The 18,773-nt window shown below is 52.6% G+C and carries 19 protein-coding genes and 1 pseudogene; 10 read left to right on the forward strand and 10 right to left on the reverse strand.

What is annotated here, in order from left to right; genetic code table 11:
* Positions 1 to 523: 523 nt before the first annotated feature.
* On the reverse strand, positions 524 to 1,285 hold the full coding sequence (locus ACSQ3J_RS30260; RefSeq protein WP_436041042.1) for a DeoR/GlpR family DNA-binding transcription regulator: 762 nt from the start codon (positions 1,283 to 1,285) through the stop codon (positions 524 to 526).
* A gap of 74 nt (positions 1,286 to 1,359) precedes the next feature.
* Between ACSQ3J_RS30260 and ACSQ3J_RS30265 the strand changes: the two genes are divergently transcribed.
* Positions 1,360 to 2,571, forward strand: a complete 1,212-nt coding sequence (locus ACSQ3J_RS30265) for an N-acetylglucosamine-6-phosphate deacetylase (protein WP_436041043.1) — start codon at positions 1,360 to 1,362, stop codon at positions 2,569 to 2,571.
* Entirely contained in the window at positions 2,571 to 3,470 is a 900-nt protein-coding gene (locus tag ACSQ3J_RS30270) for an N-acetylglucosamine kinase (protein WP_436041044.1), read from the forward strand. The genes ACSQ3J_RS30265 and ACSQ3J_RS30270 overlap by 1 nt, the downstream gene beginning before the upstream one ends.
* Positions 3,471 to 3,539: 69 nt before the next feature.
* Here the strand turns inward: ACSQ3J_RS30270 and ACSQ3J_RS30275 are convergent, their stop codons facing one another.
* Genes ACSQ3J_RS30275 through hydA form a run of 3 tightly spaced genes read right to left on the reverse strand, consistent with a single transcriptional unit; the run spans position 3,540 to position 6,556 of the window.
* Complete coding sequence (locus ACSQ3J_RS30275; protein WP_436041045.1) at positions 3,540 to 4,427, reverse strand: sugar kinase; 888 nt, start codon at positions 4,425 to 4,427, stop codon at positions 3,540 to 3,542.
* Between the two features lie 24 nt (positions 4,428 to 4,451).
* Complete coding sequence (locus ACSQ3J_RS30280) at positions 4,452 to 5,177, reverse strand: SDR family NAD(P)-dependent oxidoreductase (RefSeq protein WP_436041046.1); 726 nt, start codon at positions 5,175 to 5,177, stop codon at positions 4,452 to 4,454.
* A gap of 2 nt (positions 5,178 to 5,179) precedes the next feature.
* Positions 5,180 to 6,556 (reverse strand): dihydropyrimidinase, encoded by a 1,377-nt coding sequence (hydA, locus tag ACSQ3J_RS30285; RefSeq protein WP_436041047.1) that lies wholly within the window; start codon positions 6,554 to 6,556, stop codon positions 5,180 to 5,182.
* A gap of 134 nt (positions 6,557 to 6,690) precedes the next feature.
* On the opposite strand from hydA, the gene ACSQ3J_RS30290 reads away from it, so the two are divergent.
* The 7 genes from ACSQ3J_RS30290 (at position 6,691) to ACSQ3J_RS30320 (ending at position 14,023) form a co-directional block, all read left to right on the forward strand.
* Entirely contained in the window at positions 6,691 to 7,593 is a 903-nt protein-coding gene (locus ACSQ3J_RS30290; RefSeq protein ID WP_162245013.1) for an IclR family transcriptional regulator, read from the forward strand.
* A 453-nt stretch (positions 7,594 to 8,046) separates the two neighbouring features.
* Positions 8,047 to 9,255, forward strand: coding sequence for an ABC transporter substrate-binding protein (locus ACSQ3J_RS30295; RefSeq protein ID WP_436041062.1), 1,209 nt, complete (start codon positions 8,047 to 8,049; stop codon positions 9,253 to 9,255).
* A 214-nt stretch (positions 9,256 to 9,469) separates the two neighbouring features.
* Positions 9,470 to 10,252 carry a carbohydrate ABC transporter permease gene (locus ACSQ3J_RS30300; protein ID WP_436041063.1) on the forward strand — a complete coding sequence of 261 codons (783 nt, stop codon included), beginning with the start codon at positions 9,470 to 9,472 and terminating at the stop codon, positions 10,250 to 10,252.
* 4 nt (positions 10,253 to 10,256) lie between these two features.
* Positions 10,257 to 11,084 carry a carbohydrate ABC transporter permease gene (locus tag ACSQ3J_RS30305; RefSeq protein WP_436041048.1) on the forward strand — a complete coding sequence of 276 codons (828 nt, stop codon included), beginning with the start codon at positions 10,257 to 10,259 and terminating at the stop codon, positions 11,082 to 11,084.
* Positions 11,081 to 12,034: an NAD-dependent epimerase/dehydratase family protein gene (locus ACSQ3J_RS30310; RefSeq protein WP_436041049.1), complete on the forward strand. Its 954-nt coding sequence runs from the start codon at positions 11,081 to 11,083 to the stop codon at positions 12,032 to 12,034. Before ACSQ3J_RS30305 ends, ACSQ3J_RS30310 begins: the two co-directional genes overlap by 4 nt.
* Entirely contained in the window at positions 12,018 to 12,947 is a 930-nt protein-coding gene (locus ACSQ3J_RS30315) for a nitrilase-related carbon-nitrogen hydrolase (protein ID WP_436041050.1), read from the forward strand. Before ACSQ3J_RS30310 ends, ACSQ3J_RS30315 begins: the two co-directional genes overlap by 17 nt.
* Complete coding sequence (locus ACSQ3J_RS30320; RefSeq protein ID WP_436041051.1) at positions 12,944 to 14,023, forward strand: ABC transporter ATP-binding protein; 1,080 nt, start codon at positions 12,944 to 12,946, stop codon at positions 14,021 to 14,023. Before ACSQ3J_RS30315 ends, ACSQ3J_RS30320 begins: the two co-directional genes overlap by 4 nt.
* Positions 14,024 to 14,567: 544 nt before the next feature.
* On the opposite strand, the pseudogene ACSQ3J_RS30325 reads toward ACSQ3J_RS30320, so the two are convergent.
* Positions 14,568 to 14,893 (reverse strand): annotated as a pseudogene (locus tag ACSQ3J_RS30325) (D-TA family PLP-dependent enzyme); the annotation flags it as partial.
* Between the two features lie 106 nt (positions 14,894 to 14,999).
* On the opposite strand from ACSQ3J_RS30325, the gene ACSQ3J_RS30330 reads away from it, so the two are divergent.
* Positions 15,000 to 15,224, forward strand: a complete 225-nt coding sequence (locus ACSQ3J_RS30330) for a DeoR family transcriptional regulator (RefSeq protein WP_436041052.1) — start codon at positions 15,000 to 15,002, stop codon at positions 15,222 to 15,224.
* 252 nt (positions 15,225 to 15,476) lie between these two features.
* On the opposite strand, the gene ACSQ3J_RS30335 is transcribed toward ACSQ3J_RS30330, so the two are convergent.
* From ACSQ3J_RS30335 to ACSQ3J_RS30355, 5 genes are all read right to left on the reverse strand, one after another.
* Positions 15,477 to 16,349, reverse strand: coding sequence for an alpha/beta fold hydrolase (locus ACSQ3J_RS30335; protein ID WP_436041053.1), 873 nt, complete (start codon positions 16,347 to 16,349; stop codon positions 15,477 to 15,479).
* Positions 16,346 to 16,885 carry an AAA family ATPase gene (locus ACSQ3J_RS30340; protein WP_436041054.1) on the reverse strand — a complete coding sequence of 180 codons (540 nt, stop codon included), beginning with the start codon at positions 16,883 to 16,885 and terminating at the stop codon, positions 16,346 to 16,348. The genes ACSQ3J_RS30335 and ACSQ3J_RS30340 overlap by 4 nt, the downstream gene beginning before the upstream one ends.
* A gap of 278 nt (positions 16,886 to 17,163) precedes the next feature.
* Entirely contained in the window at positions 17,164 to 17,466 is a 303-nt protein-coding gene (locus ACSQ3J_RS30345) for a hypothetical protein (protein ID WP_436041055.1), read from the reverse strand.
* Between the two features lie 11 nt (positions 17,467 to 17,477).
* Positions 17,478 to 17,831: a hypothetical protein gene (locus ACSQ3J_RS30350; protein ID WP_436041056.1), complete on the reverse strand. Its 354-nt coding sequence runs from the start codon at positions 17,829 to 17,831 to the stop codon at positions 17,478 to 17,480.
* A gap of 85 nt (positions 17,832 to 17,916) precedes the next feature.
* The gene (locus tag ACSQ3J_RS30355; protein ID WP_436041057.1) at positions 17,917 to 18,732 is read right to left on the reverse strand and encodes an alpha/beta fold hydrolase; all 816 of its coding nucleotides are present in this window, start codon (positions 18,730 to 18,732) and stop codon (positions 17,917 to 17,919) included.
* Between the last annotated feature and the right edge of the window lie 41 nt (positions 18,733 to 18,773).

Raw genomic sequence — 18,773 nt, forward strand, 5'->3', positions numbered from 1 at the left:
GCGCATCAGAGCCTCACAATGAGCTCGTCAGATACTCTTCGGTGAGCTCATTTGACGGCCCGTAGATCAACCGAAAAATCTATGGGGCGTGGACGTCGCATACGGCTCGACACAAAACTCTTCAATTGTTTGTAAGAAAAACTGCTTTATCGCCGCCTGTTTTCCCAATAACCGTCTCGATCTTGGCTGGTTTAGCTATAAGCGGGTGTGTGCCGACGGGCCTTGATCCCACCGGCACCCTTGCCATGATCCAATTCGAACGCTCTCGAAAACTAAGCCAAGAAATGGAGCAAAAAGCGCTTTCACCCGAGCATACTGATCAGATGGAGCGCAATATGCGTAGCGCGCTTCGTTATTGTAACGCAAACATGCATATTGAAGGGTGTCAAGCAGCCGTTGCTCAAGAGCACGAAACAATGGCCGCGATAGCGGCGTTTCGCGACGTTAATAAGTCGCAGGCCGCTGTGTCTCAGTCTCCTTAAGAACTGTAACGAAGGCAACTCAATTCATTTTACTGTCGCATTTAGCTGTAAATTGCTTTGAGTTTCCTCGCCTCGATCCAGCTACGGCTCTTGCGACCACCTTCAGTAATTACCGTATCGACAAGCGAGAGCGGACCAATTTTGTGGGCGGCCGCCGTCCCGAATTTATCGGGTGTGACGATCGCAGCCACCTCAGCGGCTGCCTCAATCATTGCTGACTTTACGGCTACCTCGTCATATCCGGCAGTGGTCAGACCAAAATCCTCATGCATGCCATGAACGCCAATGAAGCAAAGGTCTGCATTCATTGAGCGTAACTGATCCAAAACGCGAGCCCCTAAAGTCATTTGGCTACGCTTGTCAAACACTCCACCCAACAGGATCACTTCGAGGTACGGATGCTCGGTCGTTGCTGTAGCAACTAATGGACTGTTCGTGACGATTGTAGCCCGAAGATCGGTCGGCAATTGTCGCGCCAGTTCAAGGTTAGACGTGCCACCGTCAATGATGACCACCTGATCTCGAAGCACCAACTGAGCGGCTAGGCGCGCCAATTTAACTTTCACATCTGCGGCAATTTTGTATCGTCCCTGAAAGGGCAAGGAGCCTGGAGAAATTGGCAATGCTGCGCCGTGGACGCGCTTGATTAAGCCTGCCGAAGCCATTTCACGAAAATCTCGCCGTGCGGTGTCTTCAGAAACCGAAAAATGCTCGGAGAGATCGGTTGTTGAAAGCCGTCCTTTGGTTTGCAGACTTGAGAGTATGAATTCCCGGCGTTCATCCGGGGTAGAGTCAAAAGACACGGTATTTCTCCATTGCATTTTTCTGCACACATCGGTAAAGACGCGCATAATAATCCACAGACATGGAGCGTATTATGGGCAATCTGCTCATCAAGGGCAATGTTATCTTTCCCGACCAAATTGTCGAAAACGCTGTTATCCGCTGCGAGCAGGGAATGATATCTGGCATCGAGGAGTTTTCACCAAAGCATATAAAGGAAAACATCCTCGATTGTTCTGGTAAGTTTTTGTCGCCGGGTTTTGTTGACATCCACGTGCACGGCGCTGCAGGCGCCGACTATATGGATGGCACCGTCGACGCCGTTAGGAGGGTTAATGTGGCTCATGCAAAACATGGTACGACTTCGATTTTTCCGACGACCACAACTGGGTCCTTTAAGCAATTAGATGACATGGTAACTGCGTGCGAAACTATACAAGCGTCTTGGAAACCGTCTGATGGTGCTCGTATAGCCGGCATCCATTTCTACGGGCCCTATTTCGCGGAAGACAAAGTCGGGGTGCATTCGGTTGAAGGCCGCCGAGACCCTGTTCGCGAGGAGTACGAATACTTCCTGTCCAAACCCATTATCAAGATTGCTACCTGTGCATCCGAACTTCCAGGCGCACTGGAATTTTTTGCTTTCGCCAAGGATAAGGGCTGCTTAATAACCTGTGGCCATTCAAATGCGTGTTGGAGCGAACTAGAGGCGGCGTTCTCTGCAGGTATGAGACATGTTGACCATTTCTGGTGCGCGATGAGTTCGGTTTCGTCACTCCGCAAGCGGTTCGGAACGCCAATGCAGGCCGGCATGGAGCAGTACGTACTTTTCAATGATGCGATGAGCACTGAAGTAATTGCTGACGGTTACCACCTGTCCGATGATCTTCTGCGGTTCGCCTATGAGATGATCGGCTATCACAGGACATGCCTGGTTACCGATGCGAACCGGGCCATGGACGCGCCAGCCGGGAAATATCGGTTTGGATCGAACGAGGACGGCACGTGGGTTTACAGTGACGGTCACACGGTGCGGGGAGAAGACGGCGGTCTCGCTAGCTCGATGCACGGAATGGACAAGATGGTGCAGACCATGGCTCGGGCGGTCGGAAAAAACATGCCAAGTATTATCCGCATGGCATCTCTAACACCAGCCGAACTCGTTGGAGTTTCAGACGTTGTCGGTAGCATCGAGCCAGGAAAGCTGGCCGACATTCTTGTTCTGGATAAAGAGCTGAACCTTCATAGGACGATTATTGGAGGGTCCGACGTTTTCTCGGCGAGTTCAGCAGAACAGCCTCAGTGATGTCTGGATCGAAATCTCTTTTTCTTGGTGTTGACGTTGGCGGCACAAAGACCCGCTGGATGGCGGGTTGTGCCCAAAACCTCGTTTTGGATATGACGGTTCCTACCGCGTCTTGGCGGTTGAACAATTACAGCGCGCAGGATTGCTTGCGTCTTGTGGAGATTGTCGAAGCTTCACTGGGGAATGAGACACCTGTTCGGGCTGTGGTTGGGGCTAACGGTTGCAACAGCGATGAGAGGTTGCGAGCTTGCGAAAAAGCATTGCGAGAGACATCGGGATGGGAGGTGAAGGTCGTCAACGACGCGGAACTCTTACCCGCAACTGCATGCCGCCTTGGTGGAATATCACTGATTGCCGGGACCGGCTCAATTGCAGTCTCTCGTCGGCCGGACGGCTCGCTTGTCACGGCAGGAGGCTGGGGTTGGCTCCTGGGAGATGAGGGTGGTGGCGCAGGCATTGTACGCGAAGCGATAAGAGCGTGCTTAGCTGTAAATGACTGCGGCCTAACGGGGGATGCGCTTAATGACCTTTTGTGTGAAAGCCTGGAAATTCCAGAAATTGGGCAGGCAAACGAGCGCTTGTGCCGCAATTTGAATTCCGCTTCTTTCGCGTATCATGCCACGTCTGTTTTCACGGCGTTCGATCAAGGTTCGCTCATGGCAGCTAAAGTCCTGCAAAAACAGGCCGAGATGCTTTGCGCGAATGTATCAAGCCTAATTCGCCAAGGCGCTGCCGGCCCCGTATTTCTGGGAGGAGGAATATTTCAAGGGCAACCTCAATTTTGCCGACAGGTCACGTCCCTAATAGCTCGGGAATTTCCTACGATGTACTCTTACATCGTTACCACTTCACCTGCAGAGGGGGCTCTTTGGCTGGCAGCTGTATCCGCGACACGATAGTCGCCTTTCACCACCTCCTAAAAGTGAGCGTTGTTGACCCGTGTTTTGATATCCTGGGAGAGTGTAGTATCACCCGAGCGCGCCGTGATGCATGATTGTTTTTGACGCCAACAAATGCCCGGCATGTACCGCGTTACCAACAGTCTCGCCGTTCAATCTCGCTGCGAGGTAACCTGCGTTAAACGCATCGCCGGCGCCCGTAGCATCGACGCATTCTACGATTTTGACAGGAGCGTAAGTTTCAAACGCCCCCTCGAGCGCCACATGTATCGGTTCGCCCCCGTTTTTAACGACAACCTCCCTGGATCCGGCGTTTGAATATCGTCTCGCACATTCGTTAGGTGTTCTATCGTTAAAATGCGCATACTCGTCGGCAAAGCTTGGCAAAACGATGTCTGCGATCGCTGCGGCACCGGTAATAGAGGCGCGCATTTGTCGACGGGATATCCAAAGGTTACGACGGATATTGGGATCGAATACGATTTTGGCTCCGCCGTCACGTGCACGCGCAACAGATTGTAGGAAGAGCAGTCTTTTCATAGGAGATAGAATAGCTAGCGTTACTCCGCTAAAGAAAATTACGTCCGCCCCACTCAGCGACGACCAGAGCAAGCTCTTGTCGTCTGCTAAGTGCGTCGCAGCGGAATTTCGTCGCCAATAGCTAAACCGTCGATCGCCGTGTTCTTGCTGGATAAGGTACAGCCCGAGTTGGTGGTCGCTCAATTCCGGGCTTCCCAGAAGGTCAACTCCGGAGTCATTTGCGAACGTTCGAAACTCTCGTGAGTAAACGTCGGTCCCGGTGGCGGTGTAAAAAGCTACATTCCAATCGAGCCGCGGGAGTTTCCTACGAAGGTGCCACGCCGTGTTGAAGGTATCGCCAGCAAAGCCGAGAGCTAAGTTCGGCGTCGTTCCTGCGAGTTCAATCATCGCCTCGCCAATGGATAGGATATTTTTCATGATTGTGATTTCAGCCTTTACCTGTCACCACATCACATCTCCGCCATTCGGAGAGATACTTTGCCCAATCATGAAAGAGGCAGCATCACTCGCAAGGTAGAGATAGGCTGAAGCGATCTCATCCGCGGTGCCTATCCGGCGGATAGGCAGCTGTTCGGTCTTCCAGTTTTTCCAGTTCGGATCGCTGCCGTGCCACATGTTTGTGCCGGTCGGACCAGGACATACACAATTTACGGTAATGCCTTTTGACGCTACCTCTTGCGCTATTGAAACCGTCATCGCGACGAGAGCTGCTTTCGATGCCGAATAGGCAGATTGTTTTGGTGCAGGTTTATGAGCCAACTGCGACGCTGTATTGATAATACGACCGTAACCACGGTTTATCATGTGCGGGATTACGGCTTGGATGGCGAACAGTGAGCCAGCAACGTTAACAGCAAATACCTTTGACCAAACATCTGTTGGGATGTCTTGGACGTCCTGTGCCGGAGTACCTACGCCTGCATTATTGATCAGGATGTCAATATGACCAAGGCGCTGGATTGCGACATCAACGACTTGCTCGACATTTGTCTTGTCGGATACGTCACAAAATAGAGCGTCTCTATTGTTCTCCGCGATTTCGGATTTGTCGAACAGATCCGCAATAAGGACTCTCGCGCCGGCTTGTTCAAAAAGCGAACCGACTGCGGCTCCAATTCCAGTTCTTCCCCCAAAGATTAATGCGGTGCGGCCCTCGAGCACAAACATCTTCAAACCTCTACGCGCTCTCGGGAAAGAAACTTTCCATATCCGGCCTCGCCACAGAATTCACCGTCGCGCACTATCTGTTTGCCCCTTAGCAAGACGGACACCACCCTGCCTCGAACCCTCATTCCTTCGTATGCGGAATAATCGACTGCATGATGTAAGTTCTCATTGCTGATGGTTCGACTGCTTGCAGGATCAAACAAAACAAGGTCAGCGTCGTTTCCTATGCCGATTGTTCCCTTCCGTGGCGCAAGCCCGAAAGTTCTAGCCGGACGTGATGCCACCAGGTCCACAAATTGTTCAAGCGAGATTTTTCCACTCACTACACCTTGGTAGAGAAGAATAAAGCGTTCCTCTATGCCGGGGAGTCCGTTTGGTATTTTGGTAAAGTCGCTGCGCCCCACTTGCTTCTGGTCATGATAGCGAGTGGAAGAGTGGTCAGATGAAACTGTTTCTAAGACATTGTTTCGCAGAGCTCTCCAAAGCACTTCTTGATCTGCCCTGCTTCGAGCAGGGGGCGAAAACACGAATTTCGCTCCTTCAAATCCTTTTCGATCCAGATCGTCTGTTGTCAGGAAAAGATAATGGGTACACGTTTCGGCAAGAACATTGACGCCTCGCTGTTTGCCGCGAACTACTTCCTCCAGAGCTTCACCACAACTAACATGAACCACGTAAAGTGCTGCACCCGTTATTTCAGCAAGCGCGATCGCTCGCGACGTCGCCTCGGCTTCTGCCCGGGCAGGGCGGCTCGCTGCATGATACAGCGGGGCGGTCTTGCCTTCGCTTAGAAACTTCCGCTGCAAGAAATCAACAGCGTCTCCGTTTTCCGCGTGGACCATAATTAGTGCGCCGCATTCTCTGGCTTTCGCCATGGCGCTCAGAAGAGCCTGATCGTCAATCATCGCGCTCCCCTTCCCCGACATAAAGAGCTTAAAACTGGTGATACCCCTGCCCGGTAGAGTCGCGAGTTCATCTGCAATGCGATCATGGAAGTCTGGGATGAGCATGTGGTAACCATAGTCGACAGCTGCCTTGCCTAATGCCTTTTTGTCCCAGTTGTCGATGCCTTCCGCTAAAGTACCGCCGGGCGACTGTTGACAGAAATCGATAATGGACGTCGTTCCACCGCAAGCGGCTGCAACTGTACCTGTTTGGAAGTCGTCTGCTGTCATCATCCCAAGCGAGGGTGCGTCGAGATGGGTGTGCACATCCACGCCTCCTGGCAGGACATACAGCCCCTTCGCGTCGATTACTGTTTGCGCTCGGAGAAAGCTTCCACCAATTTGTGCGATTTGCTCTCCGACGATTCCAACGTCGGCACGATAGGTTCCGGCGTTGGTCACAACGATTCCGTTGGTGATGAGAGTATCGACCATTTGCATCCATTCTGTATATAGAATAATATCCTTTTAACAGAACATAAACGTTCGAGCAGACTTTCGTCAATGCCTTTTGGTTTGAAGCCGTGATGAGGTGTGTTAGGTCTCGGCAAACGATTAAGGATGTGCCCATGAAATCGCCTCGAAGCAGCACCACAGCATTCGACACGGCCTCGCTTCAGGCGCATGAAAAGCTAAGTCGCGACGGTGACCATTGGACAGTCACAGCAAGCGCAGGCAATACGCGACGATTAGGGCTGGGACTTGTACCAGCTTTGGATAAAGCGATATCAGTGATTGAATTCATAAACTGGCAGCGGCCGGAGAACACCACACTCGCAAATATTTCCACCGCGCTCGATATTACGAAAAGCCATTGCCATTCCATTCTCAAGACTTTGCAGGAGCATGGCTGGCTTCGTTTTGATGAAAGCGCAAAAACCTACGCGCTTCATCCTGGTCTTCTCGGTAGCGTGTCGAAGTTGCTCGGAATTCCGTCCATCGAAATCATCAGGACCGAGGTTTCAAGTCTCGTTTCGCGCATCCGTTTTCCGTGCGTTTTGTCCCAGCCGATGCCCGATGAGACTTTCATGTTGATCGACAAGTTCCATGACCCGCTTCGCATCGAGGTCTCCCTTCCTATTGGATTTCGATACCCGAAAGATGCATCTGTGCAGATGCGCGCCCTTCTGGCGTGGGCTCCTAAGGCGAAAGTCGATACCTGGTTTGAGACGTGGAAGCCCACCCAGTATACCGCGGCGACTCCTATGACGAAACAAACTGTTTTAAACGAGCTCGAACAGACCCGTGTGCGCGGCTATGCTCGGAGCAAGGGCGAGTTTACGGACGGTCTGATGGCAGTGGCGCTCCCCGTCTTCAACAAGAACGGCGAGGTCGAGTTTATAATAAACTGCTCGGCTCCTCTCGAAATGATGGGGGTAGTTGAGGCAGAGCTCTCCGCCGCGATGGTTAGCACTGTGAGAGATATTCATCTCCAGACACTGGCCCGGGTGCCACCAGGATTTCCAGCTTAGGATACGATCTTAGCCGGTTCTGATCCTGGATCGTAAAGTTTCATCAGCAGCAGATCAATGCCTTGCTCCGGTCAAGTTGCCGCTGCACGCGCTATGCCAGCCTTCAATATCTCTATGAATCCGAGCTGTGCCCCTGTCCGACAGCAAGTAGAGGACCGCTGGCGCCTACCATCGCTGAACCGCTACATCGCGGGCTTGCGAAAATCATAGCATCCCCACGATTTTGCTTGACAGAAAAGAGAATGCTGATTGAATGGTCCATATAAAGAATGATGTTCTGTATAAAGAACGCTAACAAGGGGATCAATCATGAAATGTAATATCAGGACATTTACCCTGGCATCCGCAGCTGCTGCTTTGAAAACATCGGCGTTCGCGCTCAGTTTTACTTTTTCTGCTGTTGTAGCGGCACATAGTGAGGAGATCACAATTGCGACCGTTAACAACCAGGACATGGTCGTAATGCAGGAGCTCTCATCGGAATGGGAGCAAAAAACCGGCAACAGCATCAACTGGTTAGTTCTGGAAGAAAACGTGCTCAGACAGCGCGTGACAACGGATATCTCAACAAATGGCGGTCAGTTCGACATCATCACGATCGGCTCGTACGAGGCTCCGATCTGGGGTAAAAACAACTGGCTTACACCGGTCGATGATCTCGGCTCCGAGTACGACTATAACGATATTTTTGAAACCGTCAGAAAAGGACTTTCGGTAGACGGCAAATTGTACGCTCTCCCGTTCTATGCAGAAAGTTCGATGACGTACTACCGCAAGGATCTGTTCGAAAAAGCTGGCATCACCATGCCCGAACAGCCGACTTATAATCAGATCGCGGAGTTCGCAGGCAAAGTTCATGACCCCGACAACCAGGTGTACGGTCTATGCCTGCGGGGCAAGCCTGGCTCGGGGGAAAATATCGTACCCATCATGACGTCGGTCAATACGCACGGGGGGAAATGGTTTGATATGGACTGGAAGCCGCAACTCGACAGCGGCCCGTGGCACAAGGCGGTCACGTTATATGTCGACCTTCTTAACAAGTATGGACCTCCGGGTGTGACCTCAAACGGGTACAATGAAACACGGGCGCTCTTTGCCAGCGGCAAGTGTGGGATGTGGATCGACGCCACGGTTGCAGCTGGCTATCTCTTTGACCCCGCCGAGAGCAAAGTAGCTTCGAGTGTCGGCTTCACCAATGCTCCGATTGCGGATGTACCTAATGGGGCTGCGCTGCAATGGGCGTGGGCGCTTGCTATCCCGAACTCATCGACGAAAGCAGATATAGCAAAGGGCTTTATCGCTTGGGCAACGTCAAAAGAATATGTACGCAACGTAGGTGAAAAGAAGGGTTGGATCGCTATCCCCCCCGGCACGCGCCAGTCCACCTACGACCTCAAGGAGTATCAGGATGCCGCGCCATTTGCCAATTTTGTCAAAACAGCGATTTTGTCAGCTGACCCTACCAAGCCAAGCGTCGACCCCGTACCCTACATGGGCATCACGTACGCTTCGATACCTGAATACCAAAGCATTGGTACGGAAGTCGGACAGCAGATCGCTGCGGCCGTGGCAGGTCAACAGACCGTAGATGCGGCACTCGCGGCCGGTCAAGCCTTCACACTGCGGACGATGGAGCAGTCGGGCTACATTAAGAAGTAATCCCTTTCCTCCGGAGCTGCGTCGCGTCCCTCAAAAATGCGGCGCAGGTTCCGGCCTAATTGGAGATCACGCGGTGAACACAGCGACACCCGCTTCCCAACTTGCCAAGTCAACTGTAGTGCCATCAGCTGACAGTGCCAGGTCTTTTCGTAATACCTATCTTATCGCGCCATCTGTCGCAGTGTTGCTGGTCTGGATTTCCGTTCCGACCATCATGACTTTTTGGTTTTCCTTCCAACACTATAACTTGGTGAACACGGCAGGCCGGGAATTCATTGGCCTTGACAATTACATCTATTTCTTCAGCTCCAGCTCTCTAGCGATCGCAGCGTTTAACTCAGTCTTGATCGTTGTCGGCGTGGTTGTCTTGACCATTGGTATCGGCATCGGACTTGTCCTTCTTTTGGACTTAGAGTTTCCAGGCTCATCGTTTGCGCGTGTTCTGGCAATCTCACCTTTTTTTATCATGCCGACAGTGGCGGCGTTAATTTGGAAGAATCTTCTTCTCGATCCGGTGAACGGTCTATTCACCACGATCCTGCGCGCAGTCGGCCTACCAGGCGTGGATTGGTTCGGTGTATTCCCGCTGATGTCAATCATTACGATCATCGCTTGGCAGTGGGTTGGCTTTTCCGTTCTAATATTGTTGACAGCCTTGCAGTCTCTCGATCGGGAGCTAAAGGAAGCCGCCGCGATGGATGGGGCTGGATCATTCGCGATATTTCGATTCATCATCTTGCCGCACTTGGCAAGACCCATTGGCATCGTCGTCATGATCGAAACGATCTTCCTACTCTCGGTATTTGCAGAGATTTTCGTAACGACCTCGGGAGGACCCGGATTGGCTTCGACCAATCTTTCTTTCCTCATCTACGTCCAAGCGCTTCTTCGGTTCGACGTTGGCCTCGCTTCTGCGGGCGGCGTTATATCTATCATCTTGGCAAACGTCGTCGCCTATTTCCTGGCCAAAGCCGTATCACGCTCGCTGGAGATTTAAGACAATGACTTCTTCTCGCCCGCTTTTCACTGTCGGCGTCAACTTCATCTTAGGATGGGGCGCCGTTCTGCTTCTCGTCTTTCCGATCATATGGATGCTTCTCACAAGCTTCAAAACCGAGATCGATGCCATCTCGCCTGAGGCATCGATCATCTTTCAACCGACCTTGGATAACTACCGCGCCGTCCTAGGTCGGTCCAACTATTGGGCGTTCGCCCTGAACAGCGTCGGGATATCTGCGGCTGCAACTTTTTTAGCATTGCTCATAGGCTTCCCCGCTGCGTACAGCATGGCATTTCACCCCACTGAAAAGACCAGGGGAACTCTCCTCTGGCTGCTTTCGACGAAGATGATGCCGCCGGTCGGAGTGCTCGTGCCAATATACATCCTGTTTAAAGACATGAGCTTGATCGACACGCATCTGGGACTGATCCTGCTGTTCCTAGTTGCCAACCTGCCCATCGTGGTCTGGATGCTGTATTCCTTTTTCAAAGACATTCCTCGTGACATCCTCGAGGCAGCGCGTATCGATGGAGCTGGATTGTGGGATGAGTTCCGCTTTATTTTGCTGCCCCTTTCAGGCCCCGCCATATCCTCTACAGCGCTTCTCTCTATTATCCTTTGCTGGAACGAGGCGTTCTGGAGCATCAACCTGTCGACAACTAAGGCTGCAACCCTTGCTGCTTTCATTGCCACGTATTCCGCACCCCAAGGCCTATTCTGGGCAAAGCTTTCCGCAGCAGCAGTGCTGGCCGTTGCGCCTGTGCTGATAATGGGGTGGATCGGCCAACGTCACCTTGTGCGCGGTCTGACTTTTGGGGCTGTCAAATGAGTGATGCAACCATTGATCCCGATCGTCCCTTTGTCCTGGTTACTGGTGCGGCTGGCTTGGTAGGCGCGGCCGCGACAGTCGCGCTACGTGCTGCCGGGTATGAGGTGATCGCCACCGATCGACTAGTTCCGGAGGGCGGTGAGGCGCTTGATTTCACCGATGTGGGTGCAGTTGAAACGTTCGCGTCTCGAAAACTGTGGGCAATCGTTCATTGTGGGGCAATATCTGGACCCGCCGACGCAAAGGCTAACCCGCAACTCATTGCACCGGTCAACGTACTTGGCACATTCAACCTGCTTGAGCTCGCTCGCAAGTGCAAGGTTGAGAAGTTTGTCTACTGTTCGTCGACCAGCGTGTATGGCAACATTGATACTCACGGGCCAGTCGGCGAGGAGCTCCCCCTCAAACCCCAGAGCCTCTACGGTGCGTCCAAGGCATCCGCAGAGGCACTTGTGCTGGGTTACTGTCAGGAATTCGGATTCGATGCTGTATGCTTGAGAATTAGTACCGTTTATGGCCCTGACCGAAAACATTATTGCGCGATCAGGCGTCTCGTAGACGATGCCATTCAAGGAAATGTCGGCGTCCTGGAACATGGTCTACATGATTTCCGACAGTATGTTCATGTGTCAGACGCGGCGAGTGCAATCGTATTAGCGTTAAATGCCACAGAGACATCGCGCTTTACTTACAATGTTACCGGAGGTGAAGGCGACACTGTCGGCGGCATAGTGTCACTGATCGCGACCTATATCCCCGGCTTTACGGCTTCCATCGGGGCCCAACGTGACCCCGGAGAGGACATTCACCCGCTGTTTTCTATAGCGGCTGCAAAACGCGACCTTGGATATTGCCCGAAGGTCTCCCTTGCCCATGGCATCAGGGACTTGATCGAGACGGTCAAGGCGAACAATCTCCAAGGAGTTCAAAAAAATGCCAAGGACTATTAGAATAGCCGCAGCCCAGATGGGGCCCGTAAACCCTAGTGAGGAACGCAGCGTAACAATTGGTCGCATCATGAAATTGCTCAGTGAGGCAGCAGATATAGGTTGCGACCTAGCTGTGTTTCCAGAGCTGGCGTTGAGCACGTTTTTTCCGCGCGAGTACCATGTTGATCTGCGCGAGGCTGACATTTTTTATGAGAAAACAATGCCAGCTCAGGATTTACAGCCTCTGTTCGCGTTGGCACGAGAGCGGAGAATCGGTTTCAGTCTGGGGTACGCCGAGCTTGTTGAAGACGATGTAATCGGTCGTCGCTACAACTCGCAAGTTTTGGTCGACAAACAGGGAACTGTTATTTCGAAGTATCGAAAGATCCATCTTCCTGGTCATGCAGACAATCGGGAGAATGATCCGTTCCAAAATCTCGAAAAGTATTATTTTGAAGTTGGCGATCTTGGTTTTCCGGTGGTCAATGCCTTCGATGGTCGCGTCGGAATGTGCATTTGCAATGATCGGAGATGGCCAGAAACCTATCGCGTAATGGGCCTGAAGGGCGTCGAACTGATCGTCCTGGGATATACAACTCCGCTTCAAAACCCACGGGCAGACCAATCCGCAGAACTACGACAATTTCATAACCATCTTTGCATGCAAGCGGGCGCATACCAAAACAGTACCTTCGTCGTTGGCGTTGCCAAGGCTGGGATTGAGGGCGGTGTCGAGTTGATGGGCGGCTCATGTATCGTCCATCCGGACGGTCGGATCATTGCGCAAGCAACGTCTCTTAGTGATGAGCTGGTCGTTGCCGATTGTGATCTGGATGACTGCCTTAACGGGAAAGCCGAGGAATTCAATTTCGAGCGAAACAGAAGGCCCAGTCTTTATGAAGGCCTGCTCACACCACATGGGGAAACCGCATGACCGCGATCAGTATTGAAAACTTGAACAAGCATTTTGGCGCCGTTCACATTTTGAAGAACATCTCTCTCAAAGTGGAAGAGGGTGAATTCGTTGCACTTGTCGGACCGTCCGGCTGCGGCAAGTCAACCTTGCTACGTATTGTAGCCGGGTTAGAAAAGAGCACCGGAGGGGCAATTCGCATTGGTGCGCGCGACGTCACCAACTTGCCGTCGATGCAACGAGACATCGCGATGGTGTTTCAAAGCTATGCTCTTTACCCTCACATGACCGTGGCCGAGAACCTCGGATTTTGTCTACGTATGCAGAAGCGCCCTACGAATGAAATCGCAGAGAAAGTTCGTGAGGCAGCTCGCATACTTCATCTCGAACCCCTGTTGGATCGCCAGCCGCGTGATCTTTCGGGCGGTCAGCGGCAACGGGTTGCTATGGGGCGCGCCATTGTTCGCAATCCACAAGTTTTCCTTTTCGACGAACCGCTCTCCAATCTCGACGCGAAACTGCGTGTCGTGATGCGAGCTGAAATCAAGGAAGTCCAGCAACGTTTCAAGACGACGACCGTATATGTCACGCACGACCAAATCGAGGCAATGACTATGGCCGATCGCATCGTGGTGATGGATAAAGGAGAGATCGTGCAGGCGGCTTCGCCAATGGAAATCTACTCGCGGCCCAAGAACATTTTTGTCGCAGGCTTCATCGGCTCCCCTCAGATGAACTTTGTAAATGTTTCGGTGAACGACAAAGGTGCCGCCAGTCTGTCGAAGTCGACCAATGCAGCATTCGCCAAGAGCACGGCCTTGCCTCGGGGCGACTACGTCCTCGGAATTAGACCGGAAAATATTGCCTTACAGCAAGAGGATGGAGTGCCAGCAAAAGTGACTCTTGTTGAGCCAACAGGTGCTCAGACTTATATTCACACCCGCACCGAGGGCGGAGAAGACCTCGTTGCCATGGTTGACGCTGGGGTCGTAGTTCGAAGCGGGGAAATCGTGCGAGTAAAACCCTCAACAAGCAATTTTCACCTTTTCGATGTTTCCTCGGGCGAGCGTATCGAATTTCCCAGGGCGGTCGCGTAATTATTCAGCCCCCTTGGCAAGTGTGCGATCAGTTCACTTGCCAAGTTTTACCCGAGGTTGCGGGATAATCGGTTTACGTTCGACGGCGACGTTTTTAACCCTGCCCATGATGGTTCGAACGACGCCCTTTCTTAATGGGCCATTTGCAAAAGGTGCGGCAGAGGTATTCTCAGCATTTTCTTAGTCAAACAAAGATCAGGGCACACTGTGGTCCAAGGCCAACTTAGCTGCGGCAACAAGGCTATTCCTCGCTGGAATGCGTGATGTGGCCCCTTTGAATTGGTCGATTATCAGAAAGCTACGCAGGGTCGGACAGCTTAATAAGTGGAAAGTCGCAGACGTGGCACACAAGTCTAAGCTGCCTCATTGCGGCAACGCCTGCAGCTGGATTTGCAACCCTGACAAGATCAAGGTGATGCCCAGTTCCTTATCGAGCATTGTTGTTTGGCGATAACCCAAGGCATATCCGACGCATGCTCTTGGCATTCTGGGCTTGGGCCGGCGAGAGTCCAGAGGCAACTACGATGAAGTCTCCAAACGCCCGCTAAACTATTTTTCCGCGCGCTGGCAACGTTACAATTGGTTCTCCGAAACCTACTACGTGGACGGTACCAACTATGTTGGTCACAACACAGGCATGGTTAGGGACTATCCGGAACTTGTCGCCAACCTTGAGACCAATAGCGCCTTCGCTCACAAGCCGGCCATGTTCTTCCGAGAGTTGATCAAGCGATCAAGCACGATGTCGTCGCGACCCAGTATATGACCATAGCCCTCAAGGCCGAGAAGATCAGACGTTAGTTTCTTTGACCCGGCATCGATAATGGCGCGGTTGGTCGTCACCTGTGCCGGAACGATAGGGGCCAGCAATTAAGATCAGCATTAAGTTCTCCAAATTCACGAAGTTGCCAGAAAATTCTGGTTTTAATCGGTCAGGCATGCATAATCATGCAAAGTCAAGATAGTGGAAACTGGAATGCTAACATCTCACCGGCGGGCATTGATTTTGCTAAGGCTTGGGAATGACGGGAAGATTGATACGGGAGACCTGGCGGCGGAACTCCAGTTGTCGGAAGACATAATCTGCCGCGACTTGCGGGAAATGGCCGTGGCTGGATTAGTAAGGCAGGTCCATGGAGGTGCGCTGCCGATCGCGCCACCTCTTCCTTGGAAGCACGCAAGAAAATCTCAACTGAAGTAAAGAAGCGGCTCGGACGAAGGGGCGCATGTATGGTCGGCCGGGGGCAGCTGTCGTTCGTTGACGGCGGCACCAATCGGGAAATAGTTTACTCCCTCCCGTGGGACATAAGGCTAACTATCTGCGACATCGCCTCACAATGCAGCCAAGGCAGCAGTCGATGTCCGGTCACAACAACCACTGTTTTTAAGTAGACCAAGTGAGCGCTGTCAACGCATTTTGCACCGGACATTATGACTCAACATACAGGCCGTATTAATGCTTGAGCAGTTCTGTAATGATCTCTCGACCTAGGGTCCACAGCAATGCGCTTCCAAATTCCTCCTTGCAGAATAGTCGACAACGCGGAATGCGTGTTGACAGAATCTGGCCAAAGTCGGGCGAATGGACTGGACTAGTGTCCATTTCTCCGTACCAGAGATCGACTGGTACATGTACATCTTCGACTCGAAAGGGCCATGTGCTCCAGGTGTTCTGCAGGTCGCGTGTATATCCGCCACTTCCTCGAACAAAACCCTCATCGAGGCAGCGGCGATAAGCGTTAGCAAAAGGCTCGGCGCCGAATACGGCGCGGTCGGCATCCGAACTGTTCGTCATGACCATTGTCCATAACCAGTCGGCAGTTGCGAGTTCACTCAAATTCTTGGTGAAGGATTCCGGATCAACTCGGAAAGACTGGAACATCGTGATGAACTCTTTATCGAGCTTATCAAACGTCGGCTCGAAGTTGAAGTCGTCTTGGCCGGACACGACCGCCACCCCTCTTACGACCTCACTCGCTCCGAGCTGGAGTGCGTAGGGAGCCCCTTGCGAGAATCCCACCGCAACGGCATCCTTCAACTCTCGCGCCTCAATCAACGTCTCAACGTCCCGGGTCCATGAGTTCAACGAGCTATCGAGATTTTCGTCCGAACGGCCAAGACCTGGTCTATCTATGCCAATCAACCGGCCACCGAGGGATGACAGATCAGCTTCGGCAAACCCCAGACTTCCGCTCATCGCAGCCCCAGTGCAAAAAATAATGGGTCGGCCGCCAATCGGTCCCCACTCGGACCAGGCAAGGCGCCTCCCGTCAGGCAACACAATGTAATCCTGGCGCAATGATGGCTGCGGGTCCTTTGCGTTCATCGGCTCGTTCCGTCTAAGACAGTCGTCTCGTGCGGCGAAATTCGTCTTCCATTGAGCGCGAGAAGTTCTTCTGAATCTGGCTCTTCCAATCTGGCCTCCATAAAATCGAACATCGACCGGGTGATCTTAAAGGCGAAGGTTTTGCCGCCTTGATCATTCCGTTTTTCAACCCTTTCCCATCGCAAGGATTTTGGTCCTTGTAGCCAGTGCATTTCTACAATGAGCGCGCTGGCATGGGCTGCATCGGCGACAGCCTTCCGCTCATCCTGCAGCGTGAAGCCGAGGTCGAGAACGATGTCCACACCCCGCAACGCAACAGGAAGGGCGGTGTCCAAAATACGGCGGTTGCATCTCTTCACGCGATCAAAGATCCAGGTTGGGTCAGGGTGAGCCAGTATGTCTGGACCAAACAAGGACAACATCCATTCATCGATCGAAAACCGGACGCCATTGATCCGGTCGGTAAGTTCCTGAGCATATGTGGTCTTACCAACTCCGATGGGGCCGGCCACCATGTGTATCTTCCCAGACATCATTTCCCTTTCCTCGAGGACTATTTATGTGCTTCACCGCATGGCGTTTGCCAACAACGATCAGTAGAGCGTTAAAACCATAGGTTGCTGTTGTAACGAACCACATCGACCAGACAAATCCATGCCGCATGCCAGCCGACATCACCACATATTGACGGACCCTACGGAGATGGAAGCCCCCAGCGAGAAGGCTGCCATGGTCATCCGCAATGCATTCGTCATGATCCCGATCCATTTAAAGTTCGGGGAGGTCGTAGTGATCCTGACGACCGATGTATTTGTCAAATATCGACTTTTTGGTCTACGACACGGGCGGTAGAAGGCAGCAATGATCCAACGGTTGTATAAATCTTCGCAAGGGTAGCAAGTTTGGCAAGTCGTTCCGATTCATCTCGAACAAAAGCAGGGTTGCCGGATAATACTTCATATGCCCTGGCGGCGAATTCTGCGGCCATGTCATAGTCCCCGACGGTCGCGTAGCATTCGGCGAGCTCCTCGCAAACAAATGGCGCCTTGTCGCCGGCCGTTTCAGCATCTTCGACAACACGTCTCCCCAAGGTTATTGCTTCGTTGAGGTTATCCATCGCCCGCAAAGTCAGCCATGACTTACGCCATTCGCAGCGATATAGTCGAGCGCTGTCAGCGTCCACAGTTCGGCCTCAGCAAGTTCTGAAGCAATCGCAAGCATATGAGCAGCATCGACCGCCAGATTGTGATCCGCATTCGCGCGCGCTATTTTCCACGCATCCAGAAAAAACGGCAACGCGGCTTTTGGATCTCCCGCTGTGTTGTGAAGTCGCCCTCTTTCGATGGCGATCCACGCCGACGCCTTTTCGCCGCCATGGCTCAACAATCCAGCGGCCTCATCCAACGTTTGATGCCCAAACTGGAAATCTCCCGAAAGCCCGGCTATTCGCGCCCGGCGCGCCAGATTTAACACACTCTCCATATTCTTTACTCCTAGAGTAGGTACTGGCAGGCCAGTCCCAAGGTATCGATCAAACCGCAATTTATCGAAATCTGCGGCTTAGTGTTTAGGGCGACGTCTGGCTTAGGAACGAGGCAATGGAGCGGTTCACCGCTGTCGCGCGCTCTACCGGGGCCATATGAGTATCTCCGTCGAGGATAGTGACTCTAACGCCACAATTGCGCGAAGCGGCCTCAATGATTGCTTCGGCAAAAAACTGGTCCCGGCTACCCCCGATAATGAGCGTATGGGAATCGAACGGTAACGCGTCGGCCCCAGGCAGTTCGCTGCGGAGCATCGCGTCGAGATATCGAACAATTGCCTCTGGCTTTCCGAACCGCTTCAACATGCGATTTCCCCCAATACACACGCGCAAACCCACCAGCCAGTTAAGCCAAGGGTTTCGGAACATGGAGGTAAATTCTTTCAACAGGCCTTTCATATCCCCGGTCTCAACCAATTCGATCTGGCGCCTCACGAGAAGCTTTCCTTCGGTTGAAAAACGATGGGCGCTTGCAATCAGGATAAGTCTGTCGATTTTTTCAGGCCAGCGCGCCGCGAGGTGAGCGGCGACAACGCCACCATAGGAGATGCCCATCACATCGGCTCGCCCACCGAGGTGTCGATCGATAATTTCCGCCGCATCATGCGCCAGCCCCTCAACTGTTACCGTAGTCGGACTCGGATCGTAGCCGATGAGAACAATACTCCGGTCGTTCGGCAGCAGCCGTTTCAGACGACTTACGTCCTTCGACATACGTTCGCGATCTGGCGCCATCATGAAGCCCTGACCACCGTTAATCACGAGGATTGGGTTCAGGCCACCGCCGATCCTTGCAAAGGGAACCCGTCCCAGAAATGTACCTGTCTCTAGTGTATGCATGACTTAAAAACCGAACCGCTGTATCACGATGCCTAGGTTGT

This window comes from Rhizobium sp. LjRoot98, from assembly GCF_964252935.1.
In the GTDB taxonomy this organism is placed as follows: domain Bacteria; phylum Pseudomonadota; class Alphaproteobacteria; order Rhizobiales; family Rhizobiaceae; genus Pararhizobium.

Coding starts and splice junctions, on each gene's coding strand:
- ACSQ3J_RS30345 (WP_436041055.1), bottom strand. CDS start 17,466: ATGGATAACCTCAACGAAGCAATAACCTTGGGGAGACGTGTTGTCGAA.
- ACSQ3J_RS30280 (WP_436041046.1), bottom strand. CDS start 5,177: ATGTTTGTGCTCGAGGGCCGCACCGCATTAATCTTTGGGGGAAGAACT.
- ACSQ3J_RS30270 (WP_436041044.1), top strand. CDS start 2,571: ATGTCTGGATCGAAATCTCTTTTTCTTGGTGTTGACGTTGGCGGCACA.
- ACSQ3J_RS30350 (WP_436041056.1), bottom strand. CDS start 17,831: ATGGAGAGTGTGTTAAATCTGGCGCGCCGGGCGCGAATAGCCGGGCTT.
- ACSQ3J_RS30290 (WP_162245013.1), top strand. CDS start 6,691: ATGAAATCGCCTCGAAGCAGCACCACAGCATTCGACACGGCCTCGCTT.
- ACSQ3J_RS30275 (WP_436041045.1), bottom strand. CDS start 4,427: ATGAAAAATATCCTATCCATTGGCGAGGCGATGATTGAACTCGCAGGA.
- ACSQ3J_RS30305 (WP_436041048.1), top strand. CDS start 10,257: ATGACTTCTTCTCGCCCGCTTTTCACTGTCGGCGTCAACTTCATCTTA.
- ACSQ3J_RS30330 (WP_436041052.1), top strand. CDS start 15,000: ATGCTAACATCTCACCGGCGGGCATTGATTTTGCTAAGGCTTGGGAAT.
- ACSQ3J_RS30310 (WP_436041049.1), top strand. CDS start 11,081: ATGAGTGATGCAACCATTGATCCCGATCGTCCCTTTGTCCTGGTTACT.
- ACSQ3J_RS30300 (WP_436041063.1), top strand. CDS start 9,470: ATGACTTTTTGGTTTTCCTTCCAACACTATAACTTGGTGAACACGGCA.
- ACSQ3J_RS30355 (WP_436041057.1), bottom strand. CDS start 18,732: ATGCATACACTAGAGACAGGTACATTTCTGGGACGGGTTCCCTTTGCA.
- ACSQ3J_RS30315 (WP_436041050.1), top strand. CDS start 12,018: ATGCCAAGGACTATTAGAATAGCCGCAGCCCAGATGGGGCCCGTAAAC.
- ACSQ3J_RS30295 (WP_436041062.1), top strand. CDS start 8,047: ATGGTCGTAATGCAGGAGCTCTCATCGGAATGGGAGCAAAAAACCGGC.
- ACSQ3J_RS30340 (WP_436041054.1), bottom strand. CDS start 16,885: ATGATGTCTGGGAAGATACACATGGTGGCCGGCCCCATCGGAGTTGGT.
- ACSQ3J_RS30320 (WP_436041051.1), top strand. CDS start 12,944: ATGACCGCGATCAGTATTGAAAACTTGAACAAGCATTTTGGCGCCGTT.
- hydA (WP_436041047.1), bottom strand. CDS start 6,556: ATGGTCGATACTCTCATCACCAACGGAATCGTTGTGACCAACGCCGGA.
- ACSQ3J_RS30265 (WP_436041043.1), top strand. CDS start 1,360: ATGGGCAATCTGCTCATCAAGGGCAATGTTATCTTTCCCGACCAAATT.
- ACSQ3J_RS30335 (WP_436041053.1), bottom strand. CDS start 16,349: ATGAACGCAAAGGACCCGCAGCCATCATTGCGCCAGGATTACATTGTG.